The organism is Paracoccus sp. (in: a-proteobacteria) (assembly GCF_030538695.1).
In the GTDB taxonomy this organism is placed as follows: domain Bacteria; phylum Pseudomonadota; class Alphaproteobacteria; order Rhodobacterales; family Rhodobacteraceae; genus Paracoccus.
In genome coordinates this window covers 58,552-73,145 of sequence record NZ_JAUNTN010000011.1, presented here as the reverse complement: position 1 = coordinate 73,145, position 14,594 = coordinate 58,552, and the positions used below count along the sequence as shown (strand labels likewise).

Sequence of the window (14,594 nt, the reverse complement as noted above, 5' to 3'; positions counted from 1 at the left end):
TCACTCTTTCATGCTGGCCGGGGCTGTTCCCCGACCTTTCACCCGATTCTGCATATGCAAAACCGCTGCTTTTGGGAAGCCGCCGAATAGATAGGATTTGAATAAAATTGTCTTGATTTCCGGGGTGGCCGTAAAGGTTTTTTTCATCTTTCCATGCTTGGATATGATGGACAGGAGCGATGGGCTTGTGCAAATCTAACACGACAGTCCGGCGGCCATTTCGCCCGCCTATACGGAGGAAAAGATGACTGATAAGAACAAGTTGGACCGGCGTTCGTTCCTGACCCGCGCCAGCATCGGCGGTGCCGCTGCGGCGGCGGGTGGGGTTCTGGCGGCCCCGGCCATCGCGCAGGAACAGCCCTCGATCACCTGGCGTATCGCCTCGTCTTTCCCGAAATCGCTGGACACAATCTATGGCGGCGGTGAGGAAATGGCCAGACGTGTGCGCGAAGCCACGGATGGCAAGTTCAACCTTCAGGTTTTCGCGGCGGGGGAGATCGTTCCGGCGCTGGATGCGATCAATGCTGCGGGCGATGGCACCGTGCAGGTCGCCCATTCGGTCGGTTATTACAACTGGGGCAAGGACGCGGCCTTTGCCTGCGGTGCTGAACTGCCCATGACCTTCAACGCCCGTGGTCGCCTCGCCTATATGTATCATGGCGGCGGCATTGATCTGTATAATGAATTTCTTGCCAACTACGATCTGATTGCCTTTCCGGGCGGCAACACCGGCGTGCAGATGGGCGGCTGGTATCGCAAGGAAATCAATACGCTGGCCGATCTTAAAGGTCTGAAAATGCGGATTGGCGGCTTGGCGGGTCGTGTGGTCGAAAAGCTGGGTGTCGTGCCGCAACAGGTGGCCGGTGGCGACATCTATCCGGCGCTGGAAAAAGGCACCATCGACGCGGTTGAATTCGTCGGTCCCTATGATGATGAAAAACTGGGCTTCCATCAGGTTGCGCCCTATTATTACTATCCCGGCTTCTGGGAAGGCGGGCCGATGGTCCATTTCTTCTTCAACAAGGCCGCGTTCGAGGGGCTGCCGGCTTCGTATCAATCGCTGTTGAGAAGCTGCTGTCAGGCGGCCGATCAGAACATGCTGGCGAATTATGATTACAAGAACCCCGGCGCGCTTCAGCGTTTGGTCGCGGCTGGTGCGCAGCTGCGCCCCTTCAGCGAGGAAATTCTGGCTGCCGGATTCGATGCGTCGCGTCAGGTCTATGATGAAATCTCGGCTGAAAACGAATGGTTCAAGCGTCAGTGGGAGGCGATGAAGCCGTTCCTGAACGACTGGTATCAGTATATGCAGACGGCTGAGTTTACCTATGACTATTTTATGATGCTGCAACAGCGGAACGGCAAGCTGGGCTGATCCGCACGGTTCTGGAACATGAACGCCGCCTGGTTTTATCCGGGCGGCGTTTTTCATGCTGATCCCGTATTGGGCAAAGGTCACATCTTACAAAGAGCAGGCTTGAAAACCGCCTTGCAAAAAAACCGGCGGACACAGCCGCCGGTTCATGTGTTTCAGATCGGATCAGTTTCCGCCAAGCCCCGGCGGCGGTCCCGAGAATGGGGATGCGCCAGACGTGGGTGCGGCAGGTGCCGTTATAGCGGCGCTGCCGGGGGCGGCGAACGGGTCCAAACCGCCCGAGGCTGGGGCCGATGTGCCGCCCGAGGTTCCACCGAACGGATTCAGCCCGCCTTCGGAACTGGATGCACCGCCAAACGGGTTGAACCCGCCGGCACCCGCACCAGAACCAGCGTCACCAGCCGGGGCGCCAAACGGGTTGAAACCCCCGGCCCCACCGCCAAAACTGCCTGATGGGATTTGCATTTCCACCGCTGAACGATCCACCGGCTTGCCCTTGTAATGCATGACCATCTGCGGGAAGGCGATCACCACGCCGATCATCACCACCTGAATGACGACAAAAGGCACCGCCCCCCAATAGATCTGACCCGTCGTCACCGGCGCCATCCGCTTGCCCGTCACCCTGTCGGTATAGGGCTGCTTGGGCGCGACCGAACGCAGATAGAACAGCGCGAAGCCGAATGGCGGGTGCATGAAGCTGGTCTGCATATTGACCGCCAGAATGACCCCGAACCAGATCAGGTCGATGCCCATAGATGCCGCCACCGGCGCCAGCAGCGGCACGATGATGAAGGCCAGCTCGAAATAATCGAGGAAGAAGGACAGCAGGAAAACCAGCACTGACACCATGATCAGGAAGCCCAACTGCCCGCCGGGCAGCGAGGTCAGCAACTCCTCGACCCAGTGATGCCCGTTCACGCCGGTAAAGGTCAGCGAGAACACCCGCGCCCCGATCAGAATGAACATCACAAAGGCCGACAGCCGGGTGGTGGCCGCCAGCGCCTGTTTCACGACGTCAAAGCTCAGCCGCCCCTTGAAGCCGGCAAGGATCAGCGCGCCCAGCGCTCCCATCGCGCCGCCTTCGGTCGGGGTGGCAATGCCAAGAAAGATCGTTCCAAGCACCAGAAAGATCAGCGCCAGCGGCGGGATCAGCACGGTAATGACCTGCTGTGCCAGCCGTGACATCACCCCAAGGCCAAGGCTGCGGTCCAGCACGGTCGCAGCATAAATCACCGCCACGCCGACGACTGTGCCAAGAATATCGGCATTCGCCCCTTGGGTCGGGTAAAGGTAATGATGCGCGGCCCAGGCAATCCCGCCACAAGCCGCCAGCGCGATCAGCAGCGAGGTGATCCCCGACCCCAGCCGCCGCGCCTCTTTCGGCAAGGCCGGCAGCGCATCGGGGCGGATCAGCGTGATAACAAAGACATAAGCGACATACAGCCCGGTCAGAACCAGACCGGGGATCATCGCGCCCTTATACATATCCCCGACCGAACGGCCCAACTGGTCCGCCATGATAATCAGCACCAGCGACGGCGGGATAATCTGCGCCAGCGTCCCGGATGCGGCAATCACCCCCGAGGCGATGCTGCGGTCATAGCCATAGCGCAGCATGATTGGCAGCGAGATCATCCCCATGGCGATCACCGAGGCCGCCACCACGCCGGTTGTTGCCGCCAGCAGCGCGCCGACGATAATCACCGCATAGGCCAGCCCGCCGCGGATGGGACCGAACAACTGGCCGATGGTGTCCAGCAGATCCTCGGCCATGCCGGATTTTTCCAGCACGATGCCCATGAAGGTAAAGAATGGCACCGCCAGCAGGGTTTCGTTCGAGACCACGCCGTTGAAATAGCGATCCGGCAAAGCCCGCAGCAGGTTCCAGTCAAGGTTGATCGTGCCGCCGGAATAGGGGGTCAGTTCGACCCCAATCACAAAAAACAGCAGCCCGTTTGCGGCCAGCGCAAAAGCCACGGGATAGCCGAGGATCAGAAAGACCACCAGCGACACGAACATGATTGGCGCCATGTTCAGCGCAATAAGTTCCATCATTCTTTTGCGCCTTTCGGGTCTTCGTCATGGCCGCCATGGACGTGCAGCGGATCGTTGGAAAGCGCCATGCCCGCCGCCAGATCCGTGCCTTCTGCCTCCAGCGCCTCATGGGTGCTGACAAAGGGGTTCGGATCCTCGATCAGCCCGCGCATCACGGCGATTTTCTTGATGATTTCGGAAATCGCCTGCGCCAGCAACAGGATGAAACTGGCCAGCAGCAGCGCCTTGGCTGGCCACAGGATCAGCCCGCCAGCGTTCATCGACATCTCACCATTGCGGAACGAGCGCATGAACCACGGCTGGATGAAATACAGCGACACCAGCAAAAACGGCAACAGAAAGAACACATGCCCGAACAGGTCGATCCAGTGCTGAACGCGGCGCGACCAGCGGCCATAAAGAATGTCGATGCGGATATGCTCGTTTTCTTTCAGCGTATATGCAGCGGCCAGCAGGAATGCGCCGCCATAAAGATACCACTGAAGCTCCAGCCAGGCGTTTGATGAAATATTCAACGTCTTGCGGATAATCGCGTTTCCGGCGCTGACCAGAACCGCAATCAGGATCAGCCATGAAACGCTGCGCCCGATCAGGCTGTTGATGCGGTCGATGCCGCGCGAAAGGGCCAAAAGGCCGCCCATTCGTCATCCTCCCTTTGCTTGGTTCACGGCGTTTGAACGACCGGAACGAAACAGCGGTATCACGAAACCGCGCCCAAGGGTCAAGCCCTGTGCCATTTGGGCGTTAGGTTACAACGCCGCCAGCCCGATCAGCGCGGCGGCTTCGGCACATTGCTGGACCGCGCCAAGCACATCGCCGGTTCGTCCGCCAAGTCGCTGCCGCGCCAGCCGCCCCATCCACAGCGTCACCAGCGCCACGATCAGAACCACCACCGGCAGGACCAGCCCGGTCAGCACAGCACCAATCACCAGTGCCAAACCGCAAGCCAGCATCACCACCTGTCGCGTCGGATGGCCTGCGCTCTGGCTTAGCCCATCTGTCCGCGCCTGCGGCAATGTTACCATGACCACCACAATTGCCGCCCGCGACAGCACCGCGGCAGTGATCAGCGCCAAGGCGCCCGCATCAGACACCGCCAGCGCCCGCACCCCTGTCACGACGATCAGCGCCAGCACGCCATAGCTGCCGATGCGGCTGTCGCGCATGATCTCCAGACGTTGTTTCGGGTCGCGCCCGCCCATGCCGTCGGCCAGATCGGCCAGCCCGTCCTCATGCAGCGCGCCGGTGGTCAGAATCATGGCCCCAACCGCCAGCAACCCGGCCAGCGCGGGCGACAGTTCCAGCGTTTGCGCCAGTGTCAGGGCTGCGGCCCCGATTCCGCCGACCACCAGCCCGACCAGCGGAAAGGCCCATGCCGCCCGCGCCAGAACCGGCGCGTCAGGCGGCAACCAGCGGCCAAAGGGCAACCGCGTCAGCCAGACCAGTGCCAGCAGCAGATGCACCAGCGGCCTAGGCACTGATCCCCGCCTCAGCAAAGGTTGCCATCCCGTTATGACATTCGATGGCCGCCCGCAGAATCAGTGCGGCCAATGCCGCGCCCGAGCCTTCACCAAGCCGCATGTCCATCTCCAGCACCGGCTTGCGGCCAAGGGCGGCGATCAGCTTGCGGTGGCCCGGCTCTGCGCTTTGATGACCGATCAGGCAGTGATCCAGCGCCGTGTCGTCGTCGCGCGTCAGCACCGCCGCTGCTGCCGTGCAGATGAACCCGTCCAGAACCACCGGGATGCGCAGTTCCCGCGCCCGCAGGATCGCCCCGCAGATCGCCGCCTGTTCGCGCCCGCCGAAAGCGGCAAGCGTCGCCTCGGCGCTGTCGGGCTGATGCCGTGCAAGGCCCGCATCGACAGCCGCAATCTTGCGGCGCAGGGTGTCGCCCTCGGCCCCGGTGCCGGGACCGACCCAATCCGCCGCCGCGCCGCCAAAGACCGAGGCCGCCAGCACCGCAGCAACGGTCGAATTGCCAATCCCCATCTCGCCCAAAATCAACAGGTCTGTCCCCGGATCGACCGAAGCCGCCCCTTGCGCCATGGCTGCCTGAACCTCGTCCGGGGTCATTGCCGGACCTTGGGTAAAATCCGCCGTCGGGCGGTCCAGATCCAGCGCCCGAACCGACAGATCGGCCCCTGCCACCCGACAAAGCTGGTTGATCGCCGCACCCCCCGCCTGAAAGTTGGCCACCATCGCAGCCGTTACGCTGGCCGGAAACGGGTTAACGCCCTGCGCCACAATCCCATGATTTCCAGCGAAAACCACCGCCTGAATATGGTTCAGCCGGGGGCGTTCCCGGCCTTGCCAGCCCGCCATGAACACGGCCAGATCCTCCAGCCGGCCCAGTGATCCTGGCGGCTTGGTCAGGCTGTTCTGTCGGGTGCGCGCACGCTCGGCGGCGCTCTGGTCATAAGTCGTCATGGGAAATCCACAATTGGCGGTTTCAGTCGTAAAGGTTGCCCGGCCACAGCCAGCCAGACCTGATCGGCCAGCGTCGCCACGGCCTGATTCATCCGCCCGTGATCGTCGCGGAACCGCCGGGCCAGCGCGTTATCGGGCACGATCCCCTGCCCCAGTTCATTCGTCACCAGCACCACCGGCGCCTGTGCCGCTGCCAGTGCCGCCCGCAGCCCATCCAGATCGGCTGCATCCGGCAAGGCATTGGACAGCCACAGCGTCAGACAGTCGATCAGCCGCGCTCCCGCGCCTTCGCTGGCGGCAAGTGCGGCGGGCAAATCCAGCGGCGCCTCAATGGTGCGCCAGTCCGCGCCCCGGTCGCGGCGGTGGGCGGCAATCCGCGCGCCCATCTCTGCATCATGGGGCTGCGCGGTGGCGATATAAACCGGGGTCTCGCCCCCGGAATGGTGCCGCGCAAGACGCTCGGCCAGCACGGTTTTTCCTGACCGCGCGCCCCCCGTCACCAGAATGATCCTGTGCTTCATCATGCGCCTGTCTTGGCACAGCCCCGGCGAAAGGAAAAGCCGCGCAATGCCCTGTCAAATCGCCACACCTGCCGCTAAGCTGCGGCCAAGCCATAGGAAATCCCGATGAACCTTCCCGCCTTGATCCTTGCGCTGTTGCCGCTGCCTGTGCTGGCGCAGCCGGTGCTGAACATCGCCATCCCCCGCCAGCCTGCACAGCTTGATCCGCAGCGCGCCAGCATCCCGCAGGATATGGCCGCCGTCCGGGCGCTGTTCGAAGGGCTGCTGCGCGACGGTCCCGACAGCCGCCCGGTGCCTGCCTTGGCCGCCACGCATGAGGTTTCCGAGGACGGGCTGACCCACCGCCTGCGCCTGAACCCGGCACAATGGTCGGATGGCCAACCACTGACGGCAGCGGATGCGGTGGCGGCACTGCAGCGGCTGGCCGATCCGGCGCTGGCCTCGCCGCATCGCGGGCTGATCGGTGCGCTGCATCTGGAAAACGCGGCCGCGGTGCTGGCAGGCAGTCTGCCGCCCGATCAGCTCGGCGCGCGGGCCGAAGGCGACACGCTGGTGCTGACCACCACCCAGCCGGTGCCTGCGCTGGCGGCCATCCTGACCCATAGCGCGACCTTTCCGATCCCCGCCCATGCCCTGCGCGAAGGTTGGACCGCAGCGGATCAAATCGTCACCAGCGGCGCCTTTCGCCCGGCCACCCCACCCGAAGGCGCAGGTTGGGCGCTGCGCCGCAACCCTGACTGGCGGCTGGCGGACAGCCTGCGGATCGAAGGGCTGAACGGTTATATCAACAGCGATGTCGGGGCGGAGCTTGACGCCTTTTCCGGCGGGCGGCTGGATGTCGTCGCGCTACCGCCCGCGCATCTGCCGCAGGCGCAGGCACGTTTCGGAGAAGCTGCCCGCTCGACGCCCCTGCCATGTACTATGGGCTATGTGGTCAACCTTGGCCCGGACGCGCCGCCCGCGCTGCAAGACCCGGAAATCCGCAGGGCCTTGTCGCTGGCATTGAACCGCGACGAGATGATCGCCACCGTGCTGCAAGATGGCCAGCGCCCGGCATGGGGCTGGACCCCGTCCGATATGCCGGGCTTTACGGCCCCTGAAAACGCCGATGCTGCACGAAGCCAGGAGGACCGCACAACCGAGGCCGCCGCTATCCTGAGCGCCGCCGGTTACGACAAAGACCGCCCCCTGCGGGTCCATGTTGCCACCAATGCCGATCCCGACAACCGCCGTATGGCACGGGCGCTGCGGCACTACTGGCAGGATATGAACGTCACCGTCCGCATTGACGAAAACGACTGGGACACCCATGCAGCCAAGCTGGGTAAGCATGATTTCATGCTGGCCCGCTATGGTTGGTGTGGGGATTACGCGGATGCGGCGGCGTTTCAGTCGGTCTTTGGACCAAGCGGCACCAACCCCGGCCTTTACGCGGATGCCGAATATCAATCCCTGCTGGCCGAGGCCGCCGAATCCGAAGGTGCCGACCGCGCCGCCGCCCAAACCGAGGCAGAGGCCCGGCTGATCGCAGACCTGCCGGTGATTCCGGTGTTTCACTATGCACAAGGGATGCTGGTCGCAGAACGGGTGCAGGGCTTTTCCCCCAATCCGATGGGCCGCTGGTATCCGCAGGATTTGGGATTGAACTGAGGCTGGTACCCGAGGTCGGACTCGAACCGACATGCCTTGCGGCGGCGGATTTTGAATCCGCTGCGTCTACCATTCCGCCACTCGGGCCTCGGCTGCCCGCATAACGCGGGCGGCGGGGATGAGCAAGGGGCAAGTGCCGCTTCTGACTGCAACCTGTTGCGGGGGTTTCACACCCCCGCACCCCCGTGGGATATTTTGATGAAGAAGAAGCCGCTTTCTTCTTCACTTAAATATCCTGGGGTGAATGGCCGCAGGCCAGAGGGGCAAAGCCCCTGCCCCTTGTGATCAGAGCTTCGCGGCCAGTTTGGCGATGCGGGCGCCATAGTGACGCGCGGCGGCCTCATCCCCCGCAGCCAGCGCATCAGCGGGAGAATCGCCACGTTTGATCGCCGCCAGAGCCGAGAAATTGCCGGTCCAGTTGATGTCATCCGGGGTATGGGCCATCAAATTTGCAGATTTAAGGCCAAGGCTGACCCAAATCTGACCGTGCTGGTTGGCCAGGGTCTGGAAATAATTCAGCGTCTCGCCTTTGTCGCCTATGGTCGAGGCCGAAACGGTAAAGCCACCCGCCAACTTGTCGATCCATTTATCCGCAAACCAAGCCTTCGACGAGGCGTCGGCAAAGCGTTTGAACTGCCATGCCGGGCCGCCCATATAGGTCGGGCTGCCGTAAACGATGGCATTGGCGGCGTCCAGAACCGACCAGTCAGCATCGGCGATCTGGCCATCTTCGGAAATGCGGATCACATCGACCTGCGCCCCGGCCTCACGTGCGCCAGCGGCGACGGCCTCGGCGGCGAAAACGGTGTGGCCGTAGCCCGAGAAGTAAACGATTGCGATTTTGCTCATGGGAGCCTTCCACTTCATAACAGATACGGGCTGCGTTAATCACACTTGCTTCCCAAAGGAAAGTGGTTATATTTTGGTAATAAGAAAAAAGGTTCAAACATGCACGATCACGGTGATTGTCCGGTCGATACGATGTTTTCAGTGGTCAGCGGCCAGTGGACGACGCTGCTGCTTTACATGCTTGCCACGCAGGGGCCGCAGCGATTCGGGGCATTGCAACGGCTGATTCCACGGATCTCGACCAAGGTTCTGACCGACCGGCTGCGGATGCTGGAACGCGCGGATCTGGTTCACCGGGAACAGGCCGCAACAATCCCGCCGCAGGTCACGTATTCGCTGACCGCGCGCGGTGAGGAGCTTCAGCGGGCCATTCAGATGCTTGGCGATATTGCCCTGCGCTGGGGCACCGAAGGCTGGACGCCTTACGGCAAGTCATAACCGCGTCAGAAACGCCTTGTCGAACCGCTGTTCCAGAAAATCATATTGCGGGCGCAGCGCATCCCTGAACACATCCTGCACCCCGTCCGGCACCGGGAAACCGGGCGAAACATGGCGCGGTGTGGCGGCATCGGGATAATCCCCTTCGGGCAGGCCGCAATGATCCTCGACCGCTCGCAGCAGTTGTAATGGGGCGGTCTTAATCATGCCAAAGGGCAGGTAAAGATTCCGCGCCCCAAGCATCCTGTCCAGCCGCGAGATGACATCCGCATAGTCGCCGCGCTGCTGGATGGGCGGACTGTTCAACTGTTCCAGCCAGAAATCCATGCCCTGTTCGGCAGGCTTGCCGGTCAGCTTGGACCGGATTGCGGAAACGGCTCGCGCCGCCGGGTCTCGGATCAGGAAAATGGATTTAAAACCGTCACCTAGGATCGATTTCATATAATTTACGCCAGCATCATCCAGCAAGGCGTAGGCGGGGGTTATGTCCACCGAAACCTTGTTCGCGGGACAGGGCCGATAAGCCTCACGATACCAGTCCAGCGACAAGATTTCGAGATCAAGCAACCGCTGAACATGCGCCAGCCGCTGCGGGTTGCCGCCGTTGCGCAGCCTTTCCCGCTGCGTCACCAGTTTGGCGCGATGTCCCCGTTTAACCCATGCAGCCCCGATAGTTGCATGGTTAAAGTAATGCATTTCCTTAAGGGCTGGGCGCCAAACCTTTGGATTCCGGGTGATGTTTTCAAACAGCCATGACGTGCCGGCTTTATGCGCACCAAACCCGATAATCTGCGGCAGGCTCATGCCTGCCCCAGCTTGGCCAGCCGTGCGGCCCGCAATTGCGCGAAATCATCACCTGCATGATAGCTTGACCGGGTCAGCGGCGTTGCGGAAACCATCAGGAAGCCCTTGCCATAAGCGGCTTTTTCATAGCCGGCGAACTCATCCGGGGTTACGAAACGGTCCACGCGATGATGTTTCGGCGTCGGCTGAAGATATTGGCCGATGGTGATAAAATCGATGTCGGCGGCGCGCATGTCGTCCATGACTTGCAAAACGCCCTGCCGGTCCTCACCCAAGCCCACCATAATGCCGGATTTGGTGAACATGGCCGGGTCCAGCTCCTTGACCCTTTGCAGCAGGCGCAGCGAGTGGAAATAGCGCGCGCCGGGCCGCACCGTCGGGTAAAGCCCCGGCACGGTTTCAAGGTTGTGGTTGAACACATCGGGCCGCGCCTCGACAACGGTTTCCAGCGCATCGGAGCCGCATTTCAGGAAATCCGGGGTCAGCACCTCGATGGTGCTGTCGGGGCTGCGGTGGCGGATGGCGCGGATGGTCTGCGCGAAATGCTCGGCCCCGCCATCGTCCAGATCGTCACGATCAACCGAGGTGATCACCACATGGCGCAGTCCCAGTTTCTGCACCGCATGGGCAACGCGCCCCGGTTCGAACACGTCCAGCGCATCGGGGCGGCCGGTGGTGACGTTGCAAAAGCTGCATCCGCGGGTGCAGATCTCGCCCATAATCATCATGGTGGCGTGGCCCTGCGACCAACATTCGCCCACATTCGGGCAGCCAGCTTCCTCGCAGACGGTGGACAGGCGATTGTCGCGCAGCAAATCGCGGGTCTGTTTATACCCCTGCGAAACCGGTGCCTTGACCCTGATCCAGTCCGGTTTTTTCGGCTGTTCCTGATCGGGGCGGTGGGCCTTTTCGGGGTGGCGCAGACGTGGTGGCTGGTTATGCCCACGGGGCGGAGGAGACATCTCGGTCATAGCGGCCTCTTTTGGCTTTGCCCTTATCTAGTCGCTAATTGCCCCTTGATCAACGCCACCCCTTCCGCCCATATGTGCGGCATCTTGCGTCAGGCCGTTGGGGAGGAGGGGCCGCGCCTTATATGGAGAAGACAGATGAAAGTCGGACAGCAACTCCCCGAAGTCACCTTCCACACCCGAATCCGCGACGAATCCGTTGGCGGCCCTAACCCGTTCCGTTGGGAAGACAAGACCACCGCCGATTATTTCAAAGGCAAGCGCGTGGTGCTGTTTTCGCTGCCCGGTGCCTTCACGCCGACCTGCTCGACCTATCAGCTTCCCGGCTTTGAAAAGGCCGCGAACCGGATGGAAGAGCTGGGGGTCAGCGACATCTATTGCCTGTCGGTGAACGACAGCTTCGTGATGAACAAATGGGCGCAATCGCAGAATCTGGAAAACGTCAAGGTGATCCCCGACGGCTCGGGCGAGTTCACCGACAAGATGGGAATGCTGGTGCGCAAGGACAATCTGGGCTTTGGTGCCCGCTCCTGGCGCTATGCCGCAGTTGTCGATGACGGCAAGATCACCGCATGGTTCGAGGAACCCGGCCGCTGTGACGATTGCGGCGACGATCCCTATGGCGAATCCTCGCCGGAAAACGTGCTGCAATGGCTGGAAGAAAACGTCGCCAAAGCGGCCTGAAACATAAAGAAAGGGGCCTTCATGGCCCCTTTCCTTTGCCTAGCGGCCCTGACGCCGGGCCATAAAGGCCAGCTTTTCAAACAGCGCCACATCCTGCTCGTTTTTCAGCAGCGCCCCATGCAGTTTCGGCAACATGGTCTGCGGATCGCGGGTCAGATCCTCGGGTGCCAGATCTTCGGCCAGAATCAGTTTCAACCAGTCCAGCAATTCGCTGGTCGAGGGCTTTTTCTTCAGCCCCGGTGCCTCGCGCAGATCAAAGAACTGGGTCAGCGCGGCTTCCAGCAGGTGCGGTTTCAGGTCGGGGTGATGCACGGCGACGATGCGCTTTAACGTTTCGACATCAGGAAAGCGGATATAGTGAAAAAAACAGCGGCGCAGAAAGGCGTCGGGCAGCTCTTTTTCATTGTTGCTGGTGATGATGACGACCGGGCGATGGCGGGCGCGGATGGTTTCGCCGGTCTCATAGACGTGGAACTCCATCCGGTCCAGCTCTTGCAGCAGATCGTTGGGGAACTCGATATCGGCCTTGTCGATCTCGTCGATCAGCAGCACCACCTTGGTATCCGCATCGAACGCTTGCCACAGCTTGCCCTTGCGGATATAATTACCGACCTCATGCACGCGGGCATCGCCAAGCTGGCTGTCGCGCAACCGGGATACGGCGTCATATTCATACAGGCCCTGCTGCGCCTTGGTGGTGGATTTGATGTTCCATTCCACCATCGGCAGGCCAAGACTGGCCGCAACCTGCCGGGCCAGCTCGGTCTTGCCCGTGCCGGGTTCACCCTTGACTAGCAGCGGGCGTTCCAGCGTCACCGCCGCGTTGACCGCCATCGCCAGATCCGGCGGGGCGACATAGGTTTCGGTTCCGGTGAATTGCATCGGGCGTTCCTTTGTGCTGTCGGCGCGGGCAACCTAATCACCACACCGCCCGATCTCAAGGCTGCGACAATCGGCTTTGCTGCGGCGCAAAATCGGGGCGTGACATCCCCGGCCCCTTCGCTTAAAGCGGGCGCGACGGTGGCGGGCGCACCTTCACGACCCTGCCCGCAGCCGGAGGAGGCAAGATGAAGTCGCAGACGTTCCTTCCCGAAGATTATCGTCCCGCAGAGGACGAACCTTTTATGAATGACAAGCAGCTTGAATATTTCCGCCGCAAGCTGGAAATCTGGAAGGCGGAACTGTTGGAACAATCCGCCGAAACGCTGGAAGGTTTGCAGGACAGCGCCCGCAACGTGCCGGATCTCGCTGATCGCGCATCCGAAGAAACCGATCGGGCGCTGGAACTGCGCACCCGTGACCGACAGCGCAAGCTGGTCAGCAAGATTGACGCCGCGCTGCGCCGAATCGACAATGGCGAATACGGTTATTGTGAAATGACCGGGGAACCGATCAGCCTGAAACGGCTGGACGCGCGTCCCATCGCCACGATGACACTGGAAGCGCAGGAAAAGCACGAACGCCGCGAGCGCGTTCACCGCGACGACTGACCCGGTGGCTGACAGCGTTCTGTCAGCCTTTTTTGCACCATCAAAGCCCGGAACTGGTGCTTTCCCTCATCAGCCCCGGTGCGTCTGCCGAGGGGCTGACCGGCAATGAACCATCTGAAAGACCGCCAGATCACCATTATCGGCGCCGGTGTCGCCGGTCTGACCGCTGCCACCGCTCTGGCGCAGCGCGGGGCGCAGGTTACGGTTCTGGAACAGGCAGGCGCGCTGCGCGAGGTGGGCGCGGGGTTGCAGATTTCCCCCAATGCAGGCCGGGCCTTGCGGGCGCTTGGGCTTGGCGACGCGCTGGATGCGGTCAGCGCCCGCAGCCGTGCGGTGGTGCTGCGCAATCGCCACGGTGCGCAGGTCGCCCTGCTGGATCTGGCGCAGCATCGCCCCAATGACGCTTTCCGCCTGATCCACCGCGCCCGTCTGGTCGAGGTTCTGGAACAAGCCGCCCGTGATGCCGGGGCCGATATTCACCTGAACACCCGGATCGAGGTTCTGCCGCATGACACGGACCTGCTGATCGGTGCGGATGGCACCCGTTCACATCTGCGGCAGGTTCTGGACGGGCGGCGCAAACCGTTTTTCACCCGCCAGACGGCGTGGCGTGCGGTGATCCCGGCGGAACCGGATGCCGCACCCGAAGCACAGGTCTTTATGGGGCCACGGCGGCATCTGGTCAGCTATCCGATGGGGCTTGGCCTGCGCAACATCGTGGCCGTGATCGAGCGGGATTTCTGGGCTGAGGACGACTGGTCCATCAGCGACGACCCCGACAATCTGCGCAGAGCTTACGCCGGATTCGGCGGGCCGGTGCCGGGCTGGCTGGCGCAGGTCGATGAGGTTCGCATCTGGGGTCTGTTCCGGCATGAGGTGGCGGAACGCTGGCAGGACGGGCGGTCAGTCATCATTGGAGACGCGGCCCATCCGACCCTGCCGTTTCTGGCGCAAGGTGCCTGCATGGCGATCGAGGACGCCTATACGCTGGCCGTGGCGCTGGACCGCAACCCGGATCAGGCTGCGGCGCTGACGGAATGGGCGCAGCATCGCCGCAGCCGCACCCGGCGCATCGTCGATTTCGCCAATCGCAATGCCCGCAATTATCATCTGTCCGGGCCGGTGGCGCTGGTAGGTCATGCCGGGCTGCGGATAATTTCCGCCGCAGCCCCGGCCAAGCTGTTATCCCGCTTTGATTGGATCTATGACTATGATCCGATCAGCTCCACGATGCGTTGAGTTTGTCTTCGAGGGTCGGGGATTGCCCCCCCCCCCCCCCCCCCCACCGGGCCGGGGGGGGGGGGGCGGTAGCCCTTGCCGTGGGAGAAGTGCC

The 14,594-nt window shown here is 62.2% G+C and carries 16 protein-coding genes and 1 tRNA gene; 6 read left to right on the top strand and 11 right to left on the bottom strand.

The genetic code is table 11. The annotated features are described in order from the left end of the window. Entirely contained in the window at positions 1–147 is a 147-nt protein-coding gene (locus Q4G24_RS07725) for a hypothetical protein (RefSeq protein ID WP_303365934.1), read from the bottom strand. A 115-nt stretch (positions 148–262) separates the two neighbouring features. Here Q4G24_RS07725 and Q4G24_RS07720 point away from each other — a divergent pair, with 115 nt between their 5' ends. Next, positions 263–1,372 carry a TRAP transporter substrate-binding protein gene (locus tag Q4G24_RS07720; protein ID WP_303365985.1) on the top strand — a complete coding sequence of 370 codons (1,110 nt, stop codon included), beginning with the start codon at positions 263–265 and terminating at the stop codon, positions 1,370–1,372. Between the two features lie 165 nt (positions 1,373–1,537). Here the strand turns inward: Q4G24_RS07720 and Q4G24_RS07715 are convergent, their stop codons facing one another. The 5 genes from Q4G24_RS07715 to cobU form a co-directional block, all read right to left on the bottom strand. Beyond that, positions 1,538–3,430: a TRAP transporter large permease subunit gene (locus Q4G24_RS07715; RefSeq protein ID WP_303365933.1), complete on the bottom strand. Its 1,893-nt coding sequence runs from the start codon at positions 3,428–3,430 to the stop codon at positions 1,538–1,540. After that, positions 3,427–4,071 (bottom strand): TRAP transporter small permease subunit, encoded by a 645-nt coding sequence (locus Q4G24_RS07710; RefSeq protein WP_303365932.1) that lies wholly within the window; start codon positions 4,069–4,071, stop codon positions 3,427–3,429. Before Q4G24_RS07710 ends, Q4G24_RS07715 begins: the two co-directional genes overlap by 4 nt. A gap of 108 nt (positions 4,072–4,179) precedes the next feature. Further along, positions 4,180–4,908 carry an adenosylcobinamide-GDP ribazoletransferase gene (cobS, locus tag Q4G24_RS07705; RefSeq protein ID WP_303365931.1) on the bottom strand — a complete coding sequence of 243 codons (729 nt, stop codon included), beginning with the start codon at positions 4,906–4,908 and terminating at the stop codon, positions 4,180–4,182. After that, on the bottom strand, positions 4,901–5,857 hold the full coding sequence (cobT, locus tag Q4G24_RS07700; protein ID WP_303365930.1) for a nicotinate-nucleotide--dimethylbenzimidazole phosphoribosyltransferase: 957 nt from the start codon (positions 5,855–5,857) through the stop codon (positions 4,901–4,903). Before cobT ends, cobS begins: the two co-directional genes overlap by 8 nt. Continuing rightward, positions 5,854–6,381: a bifunctional adenosylcobinamide kinase/adenosylcobinamide-phosphate guanylyltransferase gene (gene cobU / locus Q4G24_RS07695; RefSeq protein WP_303365929.1), complete on the bottom strand. Its 528-nt coding sequence runs from the start codon at positions 6,379–6,381 to the stop codon at positions 5,854–5,856. The genes cobT and cobU overlap by 4 nt, the downstream gene beginning before the upstream one ends. Positions 6,382–6,483: 102 nt before the next feature. Here cobU and Q4G24_RS07690 point away from each other — a divergent pair, with 102 nt between their 5' ends. Next, a complete protein-coding gene (locus Q4G24_RS07690) occupies positions 6,484–8,028 on the top strand; it encodes a peptide ABC transporter substrate-binding protein (protein WP_303365928.1) in 1,545 nt (514 codons plus the stop codon). A gap of 3 nt (positions 8,029–8,031) precedes the next feature. Here Q4G24_RS07690 and Q4G24_RS07685 read toward each other — a convergent pair. Together Q4G24_RS07685 and Q4G24_RS07680 are read right to left on the bottom strand one after the other, a co-directional pair. Further along, positions 8,032–8,115: transfer RNA gene (locus tag Q4G24_RS07685), tRNA-Leu, on the bottom strand. 198 nt (positions 8,116–8,313) lie between these two features. Next, a complete protein-coding gene (locus Q4G24_RS07680) occupies positions 8,314–8,877 on the bottom strand; it encodes a flavodoxin family protein (protein WP_303365927.1) in 564 nt (187 codons plus the stop codon). 99 nt (positions 8,878–8,976) lie between these two features. Between Q4G24_RS07680 and Q4G24_RS07675 the strand changes: the two genes are divergently transcribed. After that, positions 8,977–9,315: a helix-turn-helix domain-containing protein gene (locus tag Q4G24_RS07675; RefSeq protein WP_303365926.1), complete on the top strand. Its 339-nt coding sequence runs from the start codon at positions 8,977–8,979 to the stop codon at positions 9,313–9,315. Here Q4G24_RS07675 and Q4G24_RS07670 read toward each other — a convergent pair. After that, positions 9,310–10,011, bottom strand: coding sequence for a hypothetical protein (locus Q4G24_RS07670; protein ID WP_368660930.1), 702 nt, complete (start codon positions 10,009–10,011; stop codon positions 9,310–9,312). The genes Q4G24_RS07675 and Q4G24_RS07670 overlap by 6 nt on opposite strands. A gap of 104 nt (positions 10,012–10,115) precedes the next feature. Next, positions 10,116–11,081, bottom strand: coding sequence for a lipoyl synthase (gene lipA / locus Q4G24_RS07665; RefSeq protein ID WP_303365984.1), 966 nt, complete (start codon positions 11,079–11,081; stop codon positions 10,116–10,118). A 144-nt stretch (positions 11,082–11,225) separates the two neighbouring features. On the opposite strand from lipA, the gene Q4G24_RS07660 reads away from it, so the two are divergent. After that, entirely contained in the window at positions 11,226–11,771 is a 546-nt protein-coding gene (locus Q4G24_RS07660) for a peroxiredoxin (protein ID WP_303365924.1), read from the top strand. A gap of 39 nt (positions 11,772–11,810) precedes the next feature. On the opposite strand, the gene Q4G24_RS07655 is transcribed toward Q4G24_RS07660, so the two are convergent. After that, positions 11,811–12,653, bottom strand: a complete 843-nt coding sequence (locus Q4G24_RS07655; RefSeq protein WP_303365923.1) for a MoxR family ATPase — start codon at positions 12,651–12,653, stop codon at positions 11,811–11,813. 185 nt (positions 12,654–12,838) lie between these two features. On the opposite strand from Q4G24_RS07655, the gene dksA reads away from it, so the two are divergent. Together dksA and Q4G24_RS07645 are read left to right on the top strand one after the other, a co-directional pair. Further along, positions 12,839–13,261, top strand: coding sequence for an RNA polymerase-binding protein DksA (dksA, locus tag Q4G24_RS07650; protein WP_303365922.1), 423 nt, complete (start codon positions 12,839–12,841; stop codon positions 13,259–13,261). Positions 13,262–13,366: 105 nt separating this feature from the next. Then, positions 13,367–14,500, top strand: coding sequence for an FAD-dependent oxidoreductase (locus Q4G24_RS07645; RefSeq protein WP_303365921.1), 1,134 nt, complete (start codon positions 13,367–13,369; stop codon positions 14,498–14,500). Positions 14,501–14,594: the final 94 nt, after the last annotated feature.

What these genes read in the sequence shown, in the direction of transcription:
- Q4G24_RS07710 (WP_303365932.1), bottom strand. Translation starts at nt 4,071, where the DNA reads ATGGGCGGCCTTTTGGCCCTTTCGCGCGGCATCGACCGCATCAACAGC.
- Q4G24_RS07715 (WP_303365933.1), bottom strand. Translation starts at nt 3,430, where the DNA reads ATGATGGAACTTATTGCGCTGAACATGGCGCCAATCATGTTCGTGTCG.
- Q4G24_RS07645 (WP_303365921.1), top strand. Translation starts at nt 13,367, where the DNA reads ATGAACCATCTGAAAGACCGCCAGATCACCATTATCGGCGCCGGTGTC.
- Q4G24_RS07670 (WP_368660930.1), bottom strand. Translation starts at nt 10,011, where the DNA reads ATGCATTACTTTAACCATGCAACTATCGGGGCTGCATGGGTTAAACGG.
- lipA (WP_303365984.1), bottom strand. Translation starts at nt 11,081, where the DNA reads ATGTCTCCTCCGCCCCGTGGGCATAACCAGCCACCACGTCTGCGCCAC.
- Q4G24_RS07660 (WP_303365924.1), top strand. Translation starts at nt 11,226, where the DNA reads ATGAAAGTCGGACAGCAACTCCCCGAAGTCACCTTCCACACCCGAATC.
- Q4G24_RS07690 (WP_303365928.1), top strand. Translation starts at nt 6,484, where the DNA reads ATGAACCTTCCCGCCTTGATCCTTGCGCTGTTGCCGCTGCCTGTGCTG.
- cobU (WP_303365929.1), bottom strand. Translation starts at nt 6,381, where the DNA reads ATGATGAAGCACAGGATCATTCTGGTGACGGGGGGCGCGCGGTCAGGA.
- Q4G24_RS07725 (WP_303365934.1), bottom strand. Translation starts at nt 147, where the DNA reads ATGAAAAAAACCTTTACGGCCACCCCGGAAATCAAGACAATTTTATTC.
- dksA (WP_303365922.1), top strand. Translation starts at nt 12,839, where the DNA reads ATGAAGTCGCAGACGTTCCTTCCCGAAGATTATCGTCCCGCAGAGGAC.
- cobT (WP_303365930.1), bottom strand. Translation starts at nt 5,857, where the DNA reads ATGACGACTTATGACCAGAGCGCCGCCGAGCGTGCGCGCACCCGACAG.
- Q4G24_RS07675 (WP_303365926.1), top strand. Translation starts at nt 8,977, where the DNA reads ATGCACGATCACGGTGATTGTCCGGTCGATACGATGTTTTCAGTGGTC.
- Q4G24_RS07680 (WP_303365927.1), bottom strand. Translation starts at nt 8,877, where the DNA reads ATGAGCAAAATCGCAATCGTTTACTTCTCGGGCTACGGCCACACCGTT.
- Q4G24_RS07655 (WP_303365923.1), bottom strand. Translation starts at nt 12,653, where the DNA reads ATGCAATTCACCGGAACCGAAACCTATGTCGCCCCGCCGGATCTGGCG.